The 15108-nt window shown below is 64.2% G+C and carries 13 protein-coding genes; 6 read left to right on the forward strand and 7 right to left on the reverse strand.

What is annotated here, in order from left to right; genetic code table 11:
* Positions 1 to 278: 278 nt before the first annotated feature.
* Positions 279 to 1142 (reverse strand): LysR substrate-binding domain-containing protein, encoded by an 864-nt coding sequence (locus tag C4K27_RS20185; protein ID WP_053261882.1) that lies wholly within the window; start codon positions 1140 to 1142, stop codon positions 279 to 281.
* Positions 1143 to 1270: 128 nt separating this feature from the next.
* On the opposite strand from C4K27_RS20185, the gene C4K27_RS20190 reads away from it, so the two are divergent.
* The 3 genes from C4K27_RS20190 to C4K27_RS20200 all read left to right on the forward strand — a co-directional run bounded on the left by C4K27_RS20190 (position 1271) and on the right by C4K27_RS20200 (position 4044).
* On the forward strand, positions 1271 to 2380 hold the full coding sequence (locus C4K27_RS20190; protein ID WP_053261883.1) for a 2-aminoethylphosphonate--pyruvate transaminase: 1110 nt from the start codon (positions 1271 to 1273) through the stop codon (positions 2378 to 2380).
* A gap of 120 nt (positions 2381 to 2500) precedes the next feature.
* Complete coding sequence (gene phnX / locus C4K27_RS20195; RefSeq protein ID WP_053261884.1) at positions 2501 to 3328, forward strand: phosphonoacetaldehyde hydrolase; 828 nt, start codon at positions 2501 to 2503, stop codon at positions 3326 to 3328.
* Between the two features lie 167 nt (positions 3329 to 3495).
* Complete coding sequence (locus C4K27_RS20200) at positions 3496 to 4044, forward strand: cytochrome b (protein WP_053261885.1); 549 nt, start codon at positions 3496 to 3498, stop codon at positions 4042 to 4044.
* On the opposite strand, the gene C4K27_RS20205 is transcribed toward C4K27_RS20200, so the two are convergent.
* Positions 4041 to 4976: a 1-aminocyclopropane-1-carboxylate deaminase/D-cysteine desulfhydrase gene (locus tag C4K27_RS20205; protein ID WP_053261886.1), complete on the reverse strand. Its 936-nt coding sequence runs from the start codon at positions 4974 to 4976 to the stop codon at positions 4041 to 4043. The two genes, C4K27_RS20200 and C4K27_RS20205, sit on opposite strands and share 4 nt — an antisense overlap.
* Positions 4977 to 5139: 163 nt before the next feature.
* Entirely contained in the window at positions 5140 to 7179 is a 2040-nt protein-coding gene (locus C4K27_RS20210; protein ID WP_053261887.1) for an oxidoreductase, read from the reverse strand.
* Between the two features lie 211 nt (positions 7180 to 7390).
* Here C4K27_RS20210 and C4K27_RS20215 point away from each other — a divergent pair, with 211 nt between their 5' ends.
* Both C4K27_RS20215 and C4K27_RS20220 read left to right on the forward strand, forming a co-directional pair.
* Positions 7391 to 8521 (forward strand): carbon-nitrogen hydrolase family protein, encoded by a 1131-nt coding sequence (locus tag C4K27_RS20215; protein ID WP_007927192.1) that lies wholly within the window; start codon positions 7391 to 7393, stop codon positions 8519 to 8521.
* 4 nt (positions 8522 to 8525) lie between these two features.
* Complete coding sequence (locus C4K27_RS20220; protein WP_007927193.1) at positions 8526 to 9563, forward strand: AraC family transcriptional regulator; 1038 nt, start codon at positions 8526 to 8528, stop codon at positions 9561 to 9563.
* A gap of 17 nt (positions 9564 to 9580) precedes the next feature.
* Here C4K27_RS20220 and C4K27_RS20225 read toward each other — a convergent pair whose 3' ends face one another.
* The 3 genes from C4K27_RS20225 to C4K27_RS20235 form a co-directional block, all read right to left on the reverse strand.
* The gene (locus tag C4K27_RS20225) at positions 9581 to 9778 is read right to left on the reverse strand and encodes a hypothetical protein (RefSeq protein WP_125738070.1); all 198 of its coding nucleotides are present in this window, start codon (positions 9776 to 9778) and stop codon (positions 9581 to 9583) included.
* A 129-nt stretch (positions 9779 to 9907) separates the two neighbouring features.
* Positions 9908 to 10765 carry a DUF2242 domain-containing protein gene (locus tag C4K27_RS20230; protein WP_053261888.1) on the reverse strand — a complete coding sequence of 286 codons (858 nt, stop codon included), beginning with the start codon at positions 10763 to 10765 and terminating at the stop codon, positions 9908 to 9910.
* A gap of 91 nt (positions 10766 to 10856) precedes the next feature.
* Positions 10857 to 11756 carry a LysR family transcriptional regulator gene (locus C4K27_RS20235; RefSeq protein ID WP_053261889.1) on the reverse strand — a complete coding sequence of 300 codons (900 nt, stop codon included), beginning with the start codon at positions 11754 to 11756 and terminating at the stop codon, positions 10857 to 10859.
* A gap of 125 nt (positions 11757 to 11881) precedes the next feature.
* Here C4K27_RS20235 and C4K27_RS20240 point away from each other — a divergent pair, with 125 nt between their 5' ends.
* Positions 11882 to 13087, forward strand: coding sequence for an MFS transporter (locus C4K27_RS20240; protein ID WP_053261890.1), 1206 nt, complete (start codon positions 11882 to 11884; stop codon positions 13085 to 13087).
* A 55-nt stretch (positions 13088 to 13142) separates the two neighbouring features.
* On the opposite strand, the gene C4K27_RS20245 is transcribed toward C4K27_RS20240, so the two are convergent.
* Positions 13143 to 15014 (reverse strand): SurA N-terminal domain-containing protein, encoded by a 1872-nt coding sequence (locus C4K27_RS20245; RefSeq protein WP_053261891.1) that lies wholly within the window; start codon positions 15012 to 15014, stop codon positions 13143 to 13145.
* Positions 15015 to 15108: the final 94 nt, after the last annotated feature.

The raw sequence follows: 15108 nt of genomic DNA on the forward strand, positions 1-15108 counted from the left end.
AGTTGGATGTGGCCGACGCGATGGGCAAGTTTATACGGCCTGAAGGCACCAATCGACCAAAAAGTCAGATCCACGACCACCTGTCCCGCATCGGAGCCCGTGGCGACCTTTCCTGAATCGTGGTCGCGAAAGCCGGGTGCCCCTGTAGCCGCTGCCGCAGGCTGCGATGAGGCCGAAGGCCTTCAGCGGTCTCAAGATCGTGCGCCCGCGTTGTCGGAATGCCGCCCAGATCAATCGCAACCTGCGGCAGCGGCGACAGGTTCAGGGCAATCCGCGCGTCAGTTCGTCGGCGCCAGCTGCAGAAACGCCTGGATCAAGCGCAAGTCCCGGCGCCGCTCCATGCAGCCGAGCATGTGCCGGTTCAGCAGCCCTTCGCCGATGATCGGCACCGCCCGCACCCGCGGGTCGGGGCTGAGTTCCAGCGACGACACCACGCCCAACCCCAGTTGCGCCGCCACCGCCTCGGTCACCGCCTCGCGGCTGTCCAGCTCCAGCAGCACCTTGGGGTTGACCCCGGCCTGGACGCAGGCCTGGTCGAAGGTGCGGCGGGTGATCGAGCTGGGTTCGCGCAGGACCATGATCACCTGGTCCAGTCGCTCCAGCCGCACGCCCTCGGGCTCGGCCAGCCATGGATGGCCCTGCGGCACCAGCGCGCAGATCCGCGACTCGCCAAGGCTCTGCAGATGCAGGCCCTTGCGCGGTTCGACCTCGGTCAGCACCGCCACATCGGCGTGCTCCGAAAGCAGCGCCGCGAGGGTTTCCCGGGCATTACCCAGGCGCAGGTTGACGGTAATCCCCGGATAGCGCTCGCGCAGGCTGGCGAGCATCGGCATCACCAGGTGCGGGCCGTCCGCCGCCACTTCCAGGCGCCCGGTGAGCAGTTGCCGGTTGGCTTCGAGCATGGCCTGGGCCTCTTCGGCCAGGCCGAACATGGCGCGGGTGATCGCCGCCAGCTTGGTGCCCTCTTCCGTCAGTTCGACCCGGCGCGCGGTGCGGCGCAGCAGGGTGATCTGGTAGTGCTCCTCCAGCGCCTTGATATGCCCGGTGACCGCCGGCTGGCTGATGAACAGCCGCGCCGCGGCGCGGGTGAAGCTGCCTTCACGGGCCACGGCATCGAATGCGCGCAGTTGGAACAGGTTCATATCTATCGGCCTCACTTATGGCTGGCATAACGACAAACAATTTGATTGATAAAGAGCCAAACTGCAATTTAGGCCCCGTAGTTTTTATCCCAAGCGCATCCCACAGCGTTTCTGCGAGGACACCCGAATTGAGTACTGCCGAGCCCATCCTGCTCACCCCCGGCCCCCTGACCACCTCGGCCCGCACCCGCCAGGCGATGTTGGTGGACTGGGGTTCCTGGGATGACCGTTTCAACCAGCTGACCGCCAGCCTCTGCGAACAGCTGCTGGCCATCGTCAACGGCGCCGCCAGCCACCACTGCGTGCCCCTGCAAGGCAGCGGCACCTTCGCCGTGGAAGCCGCCATCGGCACCCTGGTGCCACGGGGCGGCAAGGTGCTGGTGCTGATCAACGGTGCCTACGGCAAGCGCCTGGCGAAGATCTGCGAAGTGCTGGGGCGCGACCTCAGCACCTTCGAAACCGCCGAGGACCAGCCGACCAGCGCCGCCGACGTCGATCGCCTGCTGCGAGCCGATGCCACCATCAGCCATGTGGCGCTGATCCACTGCGAAACCAGCACCGGCATCCTCAACCCGCTGCCGGAGATCGCCCAGGTCGTGGCCGGGCATGGCAAGCGCCTGATCATCGACGCCATGAGTTCCTTCGGCGCGCTGCCGATCGATGCCCGGCAGGTGCCGTTCGACGCGCTGATCGCCGCGTCCGGCAAATGCCTGGAAGGCGTCCCCGGCATGGGCTTCGTCTTCGCCCGCAAGGAAGCCCTGGCCGCGGCCGCCGGCAACTCGCACTCGCTGGCCATGGACCTGCACGACCAGCACAGCTACATGGTCAAGACCGGGCAATGGCGCTTCACACCGCCGACCCATGTGGTCGCGGCGCTGCACGAAGCGCTGCTGCAATACCACGAAGAAGGCGGCCTGCCGGCGCGCCACCAGCGTTATGCCGCCAACTGCCAGGCGCTGCTCGACGGCATGGCGCGACTGGGCCTGCGCAGCTTTCTGCCGGCGGCGATCCAGGCGCCGATCATCGTCACCTTCCACGCGCCGAAGGATCCGCGCTACCAGTTCAAGGAGTTCTACGAACGGGTCAAGGCCAAGGGTTTCATCCTCTATCCCGGCAAGCTGACCCAGGTCGAAACCTTCCGCGTCGGCTGCATCGGCCATGTCGACCCGGCCGGGATGCGCGCCGCGGTCCAGGCTATCGCCGACGTGCTGCGGGAAATGCAAGTGCTGGATATCTGACCCCGACACACAACCTGTAGGAGCGAGGCTTGCCCGCGATTGCGGGCACCGCGCTCTTTCAGGTCAACCTCATCATCGTTCATCGCGGGCAAGCCTCGCCCCCACACAGGTCTTCGACACATGAACTACAACACCCCCAACCAGCTGCAAGCCGCCATCCTCGACTGGGCCGGCACCGTGGTCGATTTCGGCTCCTTCGCGCCGACCCAGATCTTCGTCGAAGCCTTCGCCGAGTTCGATGTACAGGTCTCCATCGAAGAAGCCCGCGGCCCGATGGGCATGGGCAAGTGGGACCATATCCGCACCCTGTGCGACCTGCCGCAGGTTGCCGAGCGTTATCGCCAGGTGTTCGGCCGCACCCCGACCGATGAGGATGTCACCGCCATCTACCAGCGCTTCATGCCGCTGCAGATCGAAAAGATCGCCGAACATTCGGCGCTGATTCCCGGCGCCCTGGAGACCATCGCCAACCTGCGCCAGCAAGGCATAAAGATCGGCTCCTGCTCCGGCTACCCGAAGCAGGTCATGGACAAGGTGGTGGAACTGGCCGCGACCCATGGCTACGTCGCCGACCATGTGGTGGCCACCGATGAAGTGCCGAACGGCCGCCCATGGCCGGCCCAGGCCCTGGCCAACGTGATCGCCCTGGGGATCGACGATGTCGCCGCCTGCGTGAAGATCGACGACACCGTGCCGGGCATGCTCGAAGGCCGTCGCGCCGGCATGTGGACCGTGGCCCTGATCTGCTCCGGCAATGCCCTGGGGCTGACCTACGAAGGTTATCGCGCCCTGGGCAGCGACACCCTGGCCAGCGAGCGCCAGCGCATCCACGCGTTGTTCGAAGGTTCGCGCCCGCACTACATGATCGACACCATCAGCGACCTGCCGCAGGTGATCGCCGACATCAACCAGCGCCTGGCCAACGGCGAGATGCCGCAAAGCAGCTGATCGGCCACTTGCCCCCAACGGCAGCCCCGATCCGCGGCTGCCGTTTTTTTCCGCTACCCGCTCAAACCGCGCATTTGCCCCGGGCAGAGCCTCGGAAACAGGATTACAGTTACAGCACTCCGTCGTTAAGAACGGAGATAACTGACCTGATGAACGAGGAAGGATCTATGCCCTGGAAGAACTCCGACAGCCGTTACAGTACGGTGTCGATTGCATTGCATTGGCTGATGCTGGTGTTGTTGATCGCGGTGTACGCCTGCATCGAACTGCGCGGCATTTTCCCCAAGGGCAGCGGTGGTCGGACGCTGATCAAGGAAGCGCATTTCATGCTCGGCCTGACCGTGTTCGTGCTGGTCTGGCTACGCCTGTTCGCCCGCAGCCTGGGGGTGGCGCCGAAGATCCTGCCGACCCCGCCGAGCTGGCAGACGGTCCTGGCCAAGCTGATGCACTGGGCCCTGTACCTGTTCATGATCGCCATGCCGATCCTCGGCTGGCTGATCACCAGCGCCGAAGGCCATCAGGTGATGTTCTACGGCATCGACCTGCCGCTGCTGGTGGCTGAAGACAAACAGTTCGCCAAGCAGGTCGAAGGCTGGCACGGGCTGCTAGGCACCGTCGGCTACTGGCTGATCGGGTTGCATGCGGTGGCCGGGCTCTATCACCACTACTTTATGCGCGACAACACCCTGCAACGCATGCTGCCCAAGCGCGGCTAAGGCTGCGCCGGCGCGGCGAACCCCCGGCGGCCCTGCAAGCCGCCGGTATGGACGAAGACCAGACGGCTGCCGGCGGCAAACCGCCCGGCCTCGACCTGTTGCTTGAGGGCCAGCAAGGCCTTGCCGGTGTACAGCGGCTCCAGGGAGATGCCGCTGTGCCGTTCGCTCTCCTCGATAAATTCCAGCAGCAGCGGGTCGACCTTGGCGAAACCGCCACGACTGCTATCGAGCAGTTCATAGCCTGCAGCCTGCAGCCCCGCCTCCCGCACAATCGCCGCCACCTGTTGCGCGACGCCATGATCGTCCGGCACCGCCAGGGCGCCATACACCGGGTGGGCACCGGCCTCCCCCAACACCAGTCCGGCCAGGGTGGTGCCGGTGCCGGCGGCCAGCCACCAGCCGTGATAGTCGTCCCAACCCAGGGCATCCAGCTGGCTGCGCAGCTGCTTCACCAGCGGCATGCAGCCGGTCGCCCCGAGCAAGCCACCGCCACCCTCCGCCACCGGGAACAGCCCGGGGTACTGCGCCTGCCAGGGCTGCCAGAAATCAGGCTCATGCCGCGCCCGGTAGCCGGCGTAACCGAGCCAGTGCAGCTGCATGCCAAAGCCTTGCAGGTCGAGCACGGTGGGCGTGTCCTGCGGATGGCCGCGCAGCAGCCCCACGGTGGCGAAACCAAAACGCTTGCCGGCGGCCGCCAGTGCATGCAGGTGATTGGAGTGCGCGCCGCCCAGGCTGATGATGCCCTCGGCGCCGGCTTGGCGAGCCGCCGCCAGATGCGGAGCGAGCTTGAACCACTTGTTGCCGGAGATCAGCGGGTCGATCTGGTCCAGGCGCAAGACCGCCACCTCGACCCCGGCCTCGGTCAGCCAGTCGAGGTCCAGGGGTTGCAAGGGTGCGCTGGGCAGCCAGTCGAAGGAAACAGGAAACGCCATGGATGGGGAGGTTTGGAAGGAGTGAGGCGGGAGTCTATCAGCAAAACCGCGGAGTCCCTGATAGCGGGTCCTACGGCCCCGATCGCAGACTGCGATCGGCCACGCAGCGGGCGCAACAAGGCCACCGCGATCCGGAATCGCAGTGGCCATGATTACCGCTGGATCAGAGTTCGGCGGCCAGGCGCGAGCCCTGGTTGATCGCGCGCTTGGCGTCCAGCTCGGCGGCCACGTCGGCGCCACCGATCAGGTGCACGTTCTGCCCGGCGGCCACCAGGTCTTCGTGCAGTTCGCGCAGCGGGTCCTGGCCGGCGCAGATCACAATGTTGTCCACCGGCAAGACCTGCGGTTCGCCACTCTCGCCGATGCGGATGTGCAGGCCGGCGTCGTCGATCTTCAGGTATTCGACGCTGTTGAGCATCTGCACCTGCTTGTTCTTCAGGCCGGTGCGGTGGATCCAGCCGGTGGTCTTGCCCAGGCCGTCGCCGACCTTGGAGGTCTTGCGCTGCAACAGGAACACCTGGCGCGCCGGGGCATGACGCTCGGGCTTGATACCGGCGACGCCACCACGGGCCTCCAGGTGCGTGTCGATGCCCCACTCCTTCCAGAACGCTTCACGGTCCTGGCTGGTGGCCACGCCCTGATGCACGAGGAACTCGGAGACGTCGAAGCCGATGCCGCCGGCCCCGATCACCGCCACTTTCTGGCCCACCGGCTTGCGCTGCAAGAGCACGTCCAGGTAGCTCAGGACCTTGGCGTTGTCGACGCCCGGGATTGCCGGTGTGCGCGGGGCGATACCGGTGGCCAGGATGATTTCGTCATAGCCGCCGGCCACCAGTTGCTCGACATCGACCCGGCGGTTCAGGCACAGCTCGACGTTGGTGGTCTGCAGTTTGCGCTTGAAGTAGCGCAGGGTTTCGAAGAACTCTTCCTTGCCCGGCACGCGCTTGGCGACATTGAACTGGCCGCCGATTTCACTGGCCGAATCGAACAGCGTCACCTGATGGCCACGCTCGGCCGCCACGGTCGCGGCGGACAGCCCGGCAGGGCCGGCGCCGACCACAGCGATCTTCTTGATCTGCTGCACTGGCAAATAGTTGAGCTCGGTCTCGTGGCAGGCCCGCGGGTTGACCAGGCAGCTGGTGAGCTTGCCACCGAAGGTGTGGTCCAGGCAGGCCTGGTTGCAGCCGATGCAGGTATTGATTTCGTCGCCCCGCCCCGCGGCCGCCTTGTTGACGAACTCCGGGTCGGCGAGGAACGGCCGCGCCATGGAAACCATGTCGGCGTCGCCTTCGGCAAGGATCTGCTCGGCCACTTCCGGGGTGTTGATGCGGTTGGTGGTGATCAGCGGGATCGATACCGAACCGCGCAGCTTGGCCGTGACCTTGCTGAAGGCGGCACGCGGCACCTTGGTGGCGATGGTCGGGATCCGCGCTTCGTGCCAGCCGATCCCGGTGTTGATGAGGGTCGCGCCGGCCTGCTCGATGGCCTGGGCCAGTTGCACGATTTCTTCCCAGGTACTGCCGCCTTCCACCAGGTCGAGCATCGACAGGCGGAAGATGATGATGAAGTTCGGGCCTACCGCTTCGCGCACGCGGCGGACGATTTCCACCGGCAGGCGCATGCGGTTTTCGTAGCTGCCGCCCCAGCGGTCGGTCCGGTGGTTGGTGTGCGCGGCGAGAAACTGGTTAATGAAGTAGCCCTCGGAACCCATGATCTCGACGCCGTCGTACTCGGCCTGCTGCGCCAGGCTGGAGCAGGTGACGAAGTCGCGGATCTGTTTCTCGATGCCCTCTTCATCCAGCTCCTTGGGCTTGAACGGGTTGATCGGTGCCTGGATCGCGCTCGGTGCCACCTGTTTCGGGCTGTAGGCATAACGCCCGGCGTGGAGGATCTGCATGCAGATCTTGCCGCCCGCCTCGTGGACCGCACGGGTGACGACGCGGTGCTTGAGCGCTTCTTCTTCAGTGGTCAGCTTGGCCGCGCCGGAGTACACGCCGCCTTCGTCGTTGGGGCCGATGCCGCCGGTGACCATCAGGCCGACGCCGCCGCGGGCGCGCTCGGCGAAGTAGGCGGCCATGCGCTCGAAGCCACCGGGCTTTTCTTCCAGGCCGGTGTGCATCGAGCCCATCAGGGTACGGTTGCGCAGGGTGGTAAAGCCCAGGTCCAGCGGGGCCAGCAAATGCGGGTAGTGAGCGGCGGCCATCGGTAACTCCACATCGAACGATCACGGAAAAAATGCGGAAGCTCTGCGGCCTCCATCGGTCATGTTCGACAGACTAAGAGCAGCCCCCAAGGCGCTCAATGACCGTAACTGACAACTTATTGATCCAAATGCGCAGCCCGGCCTTGGCAATCGCGGACATGGGCCCTACCCTAGTCAGCGAATCCCGCACACGGCTGCCGACTGTCTTCCCATGCGCAAACTTCTGTATTTCACCTTCACCCTGGCCCTGATTGCCGCCATCACCAGCTACGCCCTGTGGACCCGCGAGCGGCCGATCGGTCACTACCTTTCCGACCTGCGCATCCAGCTCGCGGTGGACCAGGGCACTCCCGCCGATCACGGCAATCTGCTGGGCATCCAGCCCGAGCTGTTCCCCACCGATTACCAGAGCCCCGAGCGCCTGCACCGCAAGCTTGCGGCCTACCTGCAGCAAGCCCGGGACCAGGGGCTGCTGAATGAAAAGACCGTGGTGGTGCTGCCGGAGCACATTGGCACCTGGCTGATGGTCAGCGGCGAGAAAAACGAGCTGTACCAGGCCGCCAGCCTGAAAGAGGCGATGAACTGGCTGGCGGTGAGCAACCCACTGCCCTTCCTGCGCGCGCTGATCACCGCCAAAGGTGACAATCGCCTGGACGACGCGCACCTGCGGATGAAGGCCAGGAGCATGGCCGATCAATACCAGCGGCTGTTCGGCGGCCTGGCCAAGGAATTTGGCATCACCCTGGTGGCCGGCTCCATTGTCCTGCCCGAGCCGGTGATCGAAGGCAGCAACCTGCGCATCGGCAGCGGCGCGCTGTACAACACCACCCTGGTCTTCGGCAGCGACGGCCTGCCGATCGGCCAGCCGCAACGCCAGCTGTACCCGACCTTCGACGAACGCGGTTTTATCCAGGCCAGCACCGACCAGGCTGTCCAGGTGGTCGACACTCCGGCCGGCCGCCTGGGCGTGCTGATCGGCAGCGACAGCTGGTACCCGGACAACTACCGCAAGCTCAACGCCCAGGGCGCGCAACTGGTGGCGGTCCCTGCCTTCGTCATGGGCCGCGGCGCCTGGGACCGGCCATGGCGCGGCTACAAGAATCTCTCGACCCCGAGCGAGGTCAGCCTCAAGCCGGAAGAAGTCAGCGAAGGCGAAGCCTGGCGCCGCCTGACCCTGACCAGCCGCGCGCCCAGCAGCCTGGCCAGCGCCGGTGTCAGCGTGTTTCTGCGCGGCCAGTTCTGGGATCAGGGCAGCGCCGGACAAAGCTTCATCAACAGCAACGGCGAGCACTTCGCCGATGGCGATGCCCGTGGCGCGCGCTTGCTGAATATCTGGTTGTAAATCCATGAAGCCCCAGCCGATGCGCCTCGGAGACCTGTCGGTGGGTTTCGTCCATAGCCTGGCCGATGCCGTGCGCAGCCATGGCCTCGACCCGCAGCCGCTGCTGGAACAATACGGACTGGATACCGCACGCCTGGCCGAGGCCGGGGCGCGGCTGTCGATTCCCCGTTACATGCGCCTGGGCCACGCGGCGATTCAACTGACCGGCGATCCGGCGCTGGGGCTGCGCATGGGCCAGCTCAGCCGCCTGAGCCAGGCCGGGCTGGCGGGCGTCACCGCCGCCCAGGCGCCGACCGTACGTGAAGCTGCGCGCTGCCTGACCCGCTTCGAGGCTCTGTATGGCTCGAACTATCGCGGCCAGTCGAGCTTCCACGAAGACGCCGACGGCGCCTGGCTGCGCTTCTACTCCATCAGCCCCTATAACGCCTACAACCGCTTTGTGGTGGATTCGATCCTGGCCGGCTGGCTCCAGCAACTGGGCAGCCTCGGTTTACCTGTCAAGGCCGAACGCATCGAGATCGAGTTTGCCCAGACCGATTACCGCGAACGCTACACCAGCCTGGGGGATTGCCCGATCCAGTTCGGCGCCGAGCACAATCAGCTGCGCCTGAGCCAGGCCACCCTGGCCCAGCGCAATGTCGAGCACTGCCCCAGTACCTGGCGCCATCTGCTGCAACTGTGTGAACGGGAACTGGAGCAACTGACCCGTACCCGCAGCCTGCGTGAACGCATCACTCAGTTGCTGGGGCCTTTGCTCAATGGTGGCCGGGAGCCCGACCTGGAAGAAGTGGCGGCACGCCTGAAGCTGCCAACCTGGACCTTGCGCCGCAAACTGGCCGAGGAAGGCACGCAGTTTCGCGCCATTCTCAACGACACCCGTCGCGACCTGGCCATGACCTACATTCGCGATACCGAACTGGCCTTCGGGGAAATTGCCTATCTGTTGGGGTTTGCCTCAGCCGAGGCCTTTCAACGCGCCTTCAAGCGCTGGAGCGGCCAGACACCGGGTGAATTTCGTCGCAGCCACCGGCAGTCCGCCTAAAAAAAACGCCACCGGCGTTACAGCTCGGTGGCGTCTTCTGCGGGTTCCAGCGGGTCCAGTTCGAAAGCCTGGAATTCCAGCAGTTCTTCTTGGTAATCGTCCATGGCGGACTCCTTGTGTGTGGGGTGTAGGTAATCTGCTCGCTGAGTAGTCTTCTTACTGACCTTGGCCACCAGCATAAAGTGCCGGTATGACAGAAAAAATACCGTGCGCAATCTGCGTCCCTCAAATGGAACGTAGCAGCTGGCAACGGATTTACCCGCGAGCTGGCAAAGAAATTTTCAGAGAAGCTCGGCAACCGCGGGATCGACACCTGGGTCGATCTCGCAGCTATCTGCAGATGCTTACTGTGGCAGCGCCGGAATCGGCTCTGTCGGGGCCGGCAAGGTGCTGGCGGGAGGCGGGGTAACGATCTCGGTGGACGGCGTCGGCTCGGCAGGTGCGCCCGGCGCAATGGGCGCCGCTTCCGCCGGTGGCGCCAGCGGTTGCGAGAGGTTCGATTCGGCTGGCACAACCGGAGGGGTGGCCGGGGCCGGCTCGGCGGCCGGTGCAACAGGCGCCGGTTGTGGCGTCACTGGCGCCGGGGCCGGCGCTGCGGCAGGCTCGGCGGGCTTGGGTTCGGGCACGCCCAGATCGGTCTTGGGTTTCTCGATGATGTGCGCGGCCTTTTTCGCTTCCTGCGGCAGGAACAGCTCCACCAGGGCGAAATAACGCTCGTAGAACTTCGCCGAGGAAACCGTCTCGCTGGCGACCTTGACCATCGAGTCGTCGGTCGAGCCGATCGGCATCGATACCGAGCCCAGCACACCCACCCCCAGGCTTGCCGAGTTGTTGACCTTCTTCAGGGCATAACGGTCTTGCAGGGCGTTGGCGAACACCGTGGAACGGTGGCCGCTGTTGCCATCCTGGGCGCACACCACGCTGAAGCTGATCTCCATGTGGGTTTCGCCGGTCTGCTGGAAGCTCTTGTGACCACTGACCAGCTTCGGATCGCTGCTGGTGATGATGTAGCCCTGGCTGAGCAAGGCGCGACGGGCGGCCTCGCAGGACGCCGTCTCATTCACCGGGTAATTGCGCGAAAAAGTGCCGGAGTCATCGAAGTTTTCATGCTCGTAAATGGCGGTCTTCTGCGACGAACAACCGGCGACGGCCGCCAGCAGCAGCGTCAACCCGGCAGCACGCAGGTGAAATGATCTATGCATCGAAAATCCTGAGGAAAACGGTCCGGGGCGTATTGTGCAACAGTTCGACGCCACTGGGCGCACGGATTAGTGTCTTAAAATTAATACATGGTTACTGACCACGGTTTGCCGGAAAAAGTCGCGCACACAGATGATCGATGAACACCCGCAGCTTGGCGGCGGTGTGTCGGCTCGCAGGCCAGAGCAGCCAGAAGGTGCCGCTGTGCTCCAGATGCTCATCGAGCACCTGCTGCAACTCGCCCCGTGCAACCGCCTCGCGCACCATGAAATCGGGCAGGCAGGCGATCCCCAGCCCACTGCGCACGGCGTGGTCCACCGCTTCGATAGAGGTACTGACAAAACGCGTCGGCAACAGCGGCTCCGGGGCATCGACCGCTCGTCGCAGCGGCCAATGCTCGAATTTGCCGGTGTTATGGAAGGTATGCCGCAAGCACCCATGGTTAGCCAGGTCCGCGGGGGCCTGCGGAACGCCGCGCTCGCGAAAGTACCCAGGCGTGCCCACCAGCACCAGGCGGAACTGGCCCAGCGACCGGGCCACCAGCCGCGAGTCGCCGGGGCTGCCGGTCCGTATCACGGCATCGAAGCCCTCCTCCACGACATCCACTATGCGGTCCGTCAGCTCGATATCCAGTTCGATCTGCGGATAACGCTGCATAAACTCCACCAATACCGGCATCACCAGGCCGTGAACCTGCGGCAGGCTGACTCGCAACTTGCCCCGCGGGGCATTGGAGGACTTGCACAGATCGAATTCGGCCGCCTCGGCCTCGGCGACAATTCTGCGGCAGCGCTCGAGAAAACTCGCGCCTTCGGCGGTCAGGGTGATGCTGCGGGTACTGCGATGGAACAGCCGGGTCTCCAGGCGCTCCTCGAGACGCGCGATACTCTTGCCGACAGCCGACGAGGATACCCCCAACAACCGCCCCGCCTCGGTGAAACTGCGGGTTTTCGCCACATGCAGGAAGACCGAGATATTGCTCAACCAGTCCATCGCCGACCTCACCATTACGGATACAGATGTCCGATAAGTTCGGAACCTTAGCCTATTTTTCTCTTTACCACAGCGCCCTACCCTCAGCCTCCCTACTTCCTGAAACCTGTAGCGAGCCTGACACCATGACCAAACCTCTTGGCACCGCCGACCTGCTGGACATCGAGTCCAGGCGTCGCGACCGACTTCCACTGGGTGGCCTGCTGGCGCTGGCGACCGCCGGCTTCATCACCATTCTTACCGAGGCCATGCCCGCGGGCCTGCTGCCGCAGATGAGCCAGGACCTGGCGGTGTCCCCGGCGCTGGTCGGCCAACTGGTCACCCTGTACGCCATTGGCTCACTGCTGGCGGCGATCCCGTTGGTGATCCTCACCCAAGGCTGGCGCCGCCGCCCTTTGCTGATGATCGCAATCGGCGGCTTTGCCCTGGTCAACAGTGTCACCGCGATCTCCACCAACTACAGCCTGACCCTGGTCGCCCGCTTGTTCGCCGGGGTATTTGCCGGGCTGCTCTGGGCCCTGCTGGCCGGCTACGCAAGCCGCATGGTCGCGCCGCACCTGCAGGGGCGGGCCATCGCCGTGGCCATGCTTGGCGCACCACTGGCACTGTCCCTGGGGATCCCCGCGGGCACACTGCTCGGCACGCTGGTGGGCTGGCGGGTGAGCTTTGCCCTGATGACTCTGCTGACGCTGTTGTTGCTCGGCTGGGTGCGCTGGCAGGTGCCGGACTTTCCCGGCCAGCGCGCCGACAAACGCTTGCCGCTCACGGGCGTGTTCGCTTTGCCCGGAGTCAAGCCGGTGTTGTTCGTGACCTTCGCTTATGTCCTGGGCCACAACATCCTGTACACCTATATCGCACCGTTTCTGGAGCCGGCCGGCATCGGCGGGCAAATTGACCGGGTACTGCTGACGTTCGGCCTGAGCGCACTGCTGAGCATCTGGATCGTCGGCCTGTTGATCGATCGCTGGTTGCGTCAACTGGTACTGGTCAGTTGCGTCCTGTTCGCTCTTTCGGCGCTGCTGCTGGCGTTCCAGGCCGATACGCCGATGGCGGTCTATGCCTCGATAGCCCTCTGGGGATTGTCGTTCGGAGGCCTGGCCACGTTGCTGCAAACCGCGCTGGCCAAGGCTGCCGGGAGCGCTGCCGATGCCGCGCAGTCGATGCTGGTGACCGCCTGGAACCTGGCGATCGCCGGGGGCGGGCTGGTGGGTGGCGTGCTGCTGGAAGGCCCGGGCGTATTGTCGTTTCCCTGGGTGATCATCGGCCTGTTGCTGGTTTGCCTGCTGGTGGCCGTGAACGCCCGACGCCATGGGTTTCCCGCCATACGCTGAAAACAAAAACCCCGGCGCGCTGGCCGGGGTTCCTGTTTGTTACTTCAGTCGGGCATCAGAAGCGCTTGATGTCAGCCTGGTTTTCCAACTGTTTGCGGTACGCGGCGAAGTCTTGCTGACCCACACGCGACGCGAGGAAGCGACGGTACTGAGCCTTCTCTTCATCGGTTGGAGCAGCGGCTTCGTTCACACCACTCAGTTGCAAGACCACCAGGCTGCCGTTCGGCAGCGTCACGCTGCTGAAGGTCGGCTTGTCCTTGGCCGCTGGCTTGGCCATGCGGAACAGGGCCTGCAGCACGATAGGCTCGACGCCTTCCTGGCCGCGGGTCACCGCTTCGGAAACCTTCCAGCTCTGACCGTCGACAGGCGCCTTCAGCGCAGTCTTGCCTTCACGCAGGCTGGCGATCAAGGCGTCGGCCTTGGCCTTGGCGGCAGCACTGGCGTGCTCCTTGGCCAATTGCGCGCGGATGCTGCTGGCGACGCTTTCCAGCGGCAGCTGCTCTGGCTTGCGGTGCTCTTTGGCGCGCAAGACCACTACCGTTTCCGGGTCCAGCTCGATAGCGGTGCTGTTGGCACCCTCATCCAGCACTTCAGGGCTGAAAGCAGCCTGAATCACGGCGCGGTTGGCGGCGATGCCCTCGCCCCCTTCACGCCCGAACGGTGCGGAAGTGTGTACGGTCAGTTTCAGCTCTTGAGCCGGCTGGGCCAGATCCGAAGCTTCGAACGAGGAGTCTTCCAGCTGCTTGGTCGCCTCGACAAAACGTTGCTCGACCTGCTGGGTTTTCAGCTCGCGGGTCAGCTTGTCTTTCAGGCTGGCGAAACTTGGCACTTCAGGTGCCTCGACGCCCAGCAGCTTGATCAGGTGGAAACCGAAACCGGTGCGTACCGGTGCCGATACCTGGTCCTTGTTCAAGGCGTACAGCGCTTCCTCGAAGGCCGGGTCATAGACGCCAGGGCCGGCATAACCGAGGTCACCACCGTTGTTCGCCGAACCCGGATCCTGGGAGAACTCCTTGGCCAGCGCCTCGAAGCTTTCGCCCTTGGCCAGGCGCGCCTGGATCTCTTCGATCTTGGCCTTGGCCTGCGCTTCGTTCACCTTGTCGTTCACTTCGATCAGGATGTGCGCGGCACGACGCTGCTCGGACAGGTTGGCGGTTTCTTTCTGATACAACGCCTGCAGCTCTTCGTCCTTGACGCTGACCTGATCGAAGAAGGAAGCCTTCTTCAACTCCAGATAGTCGATAACCACCTGGTCCGGCGACATGAATTCCTTGGCGTGTTCGTCGTAGTAAGCCTTGACCTCATCGTCGGTCAGCTTGACTGCCGCGGGGTCGGCCTTGATGGTCAGGGAAGCGTAATCGCGGGTCTGCTTTTCCAGACGAGCGAATGCCAGCACCTGGGCATCGGTCACGAAACCGCTGCCAGCCAGACCGGCGCGTACCTGGCCGATCAGCATTTCCTGAGCCAGCATCTGACGGAACTGCATCCGGCTATAACCCAGCTGACGGATCACCTGGTCGAAACGCTCAGGGCTGAACTTGCCGTCCACCAGGAATTCCGGCGTTTGCAGGATCACCTGATCCAGAGCGGCGTCAGAGAAAGCGAACTTAGAGTTTTCCGCGCCTTGCAGCAGCAGCTTGCGGTCGATCAGACCTTTGAGAGCGGCTTCACGCAGCAGCTTCTCGTCGAGCAAGGAAGCGTCGAAATCCTTGCCCAGTTGTTGCATGAGCTGGCGGCGTTGCATATCAACCGCCTGGCTCAGCTCATTCTGGGTGATTTCTTCGCCATTGACCTTGGCCGCGTCCTGACTGGTGGAAGTGGCTTGAAAAATGGCATCGAAACCGGTCAGCGCCATCAGTGCGACGATGACCCCGATAATGGTCTTGGCAATCCAGCCTTGTGAATTGTCCCTGATATTCTGCAGCATGCGTCCCCCAGAAACGGTTGTACTTCAAATTAAGCAACCGTGGAGCGTGGGTAGAGTCCGGATAGAAGAAAGGCGCATCCGAGGATGCGCCTTT

This window comes from Pseudomonas chlororaphis subsp. chlororaphis, assembly GCF_003945765.1.
Lineage (GTDB): Bacteria > Pseudomonadota > Gammaproteobacteria > Pseudomonadales > Pseudomonadaceae > Aquipseudomonas > Aquipseudomonas chlororaphis.

Bases quoted from the DNA above. Each gene is read 5' to 3' on its own strand.
- C4K27_RS20185 (WP_053261882.1), bottom strand. From the start codon at position 1,142: ATGAACCTGTTCCAACTGCGCGCATTCGATGCCGTGGCCCGTGAAGGC.
- phnX (WP_053261884.1), top strand. From the start codon at position 2,501: ATGAACTACAACACCCCCAACCAGCTGCAAGCCGCCATCCTCGACTGG.
- C4K27_RS20200 (WP_053261885.1), top strand. From the start codon at position 3,496: ATGCCCTGGAAGAACTCCGACAGCCGTTACAGTACGGTGTCGATTGCA.
- C4K27_RS20205 (WP_053261886.1), bottom strand. From the start codon at position 4,976: ATGGCGTTTCCTGTTTCCTTCGACTGGCTGCCCAGCGCACCCTTGCAA.
- C4K27_RS20210 (WP_053261887.1), bottom strand. From the start codon at position 7,179: ATGGCCGCCGCTCACTACCCGCATTTGCTGGCCCCGCTGGACCTGGGC.
- C4K27_RS20215 (WP_007927192.1), top strand. From the start codon at position 7,391: ATGCGCAAACTTCTGTATTTCACCTTCACCCTGGCCCTGATTGCCGCC.
- C4K27_RS20220 (WP_007927193.1), top strand. From the start codon at position 8,526: ATGAAGCCCCAGCCGATGCGCCTCGGAGACCTGTCGGTGGGTTTCGTC.
- C4K27_RS20230 (WP_053261888.1), bottom strand. From the start codon at position 10,765: ATGCATAGATCATTTCACCTGCGTGCTGCCGGGTTGACGCTGCTGCTG.
- C4K27_RS20235 (WP_053261889.1), bottom strand. From the start codon at position 11,756: ATGGACTGGTTGAGCAATATCTCGGTCTTCCTGCATGTGGCGAAAACC.
- C4K27_RS20240 (WP_053261890.1), top strand. From the start codon at position 11,882: ATGACCAAACCTCTTGGCACCGCCGACCTGCTGGACATCGAGTCCAGG.
- C4K27_RS20245 (WP_053261891.1), bottom strand. From the start codon at position 15,014: ATGCTGCAGAATATCAGGGACAATTCACAAGGCTGGATTGCCAAGACC.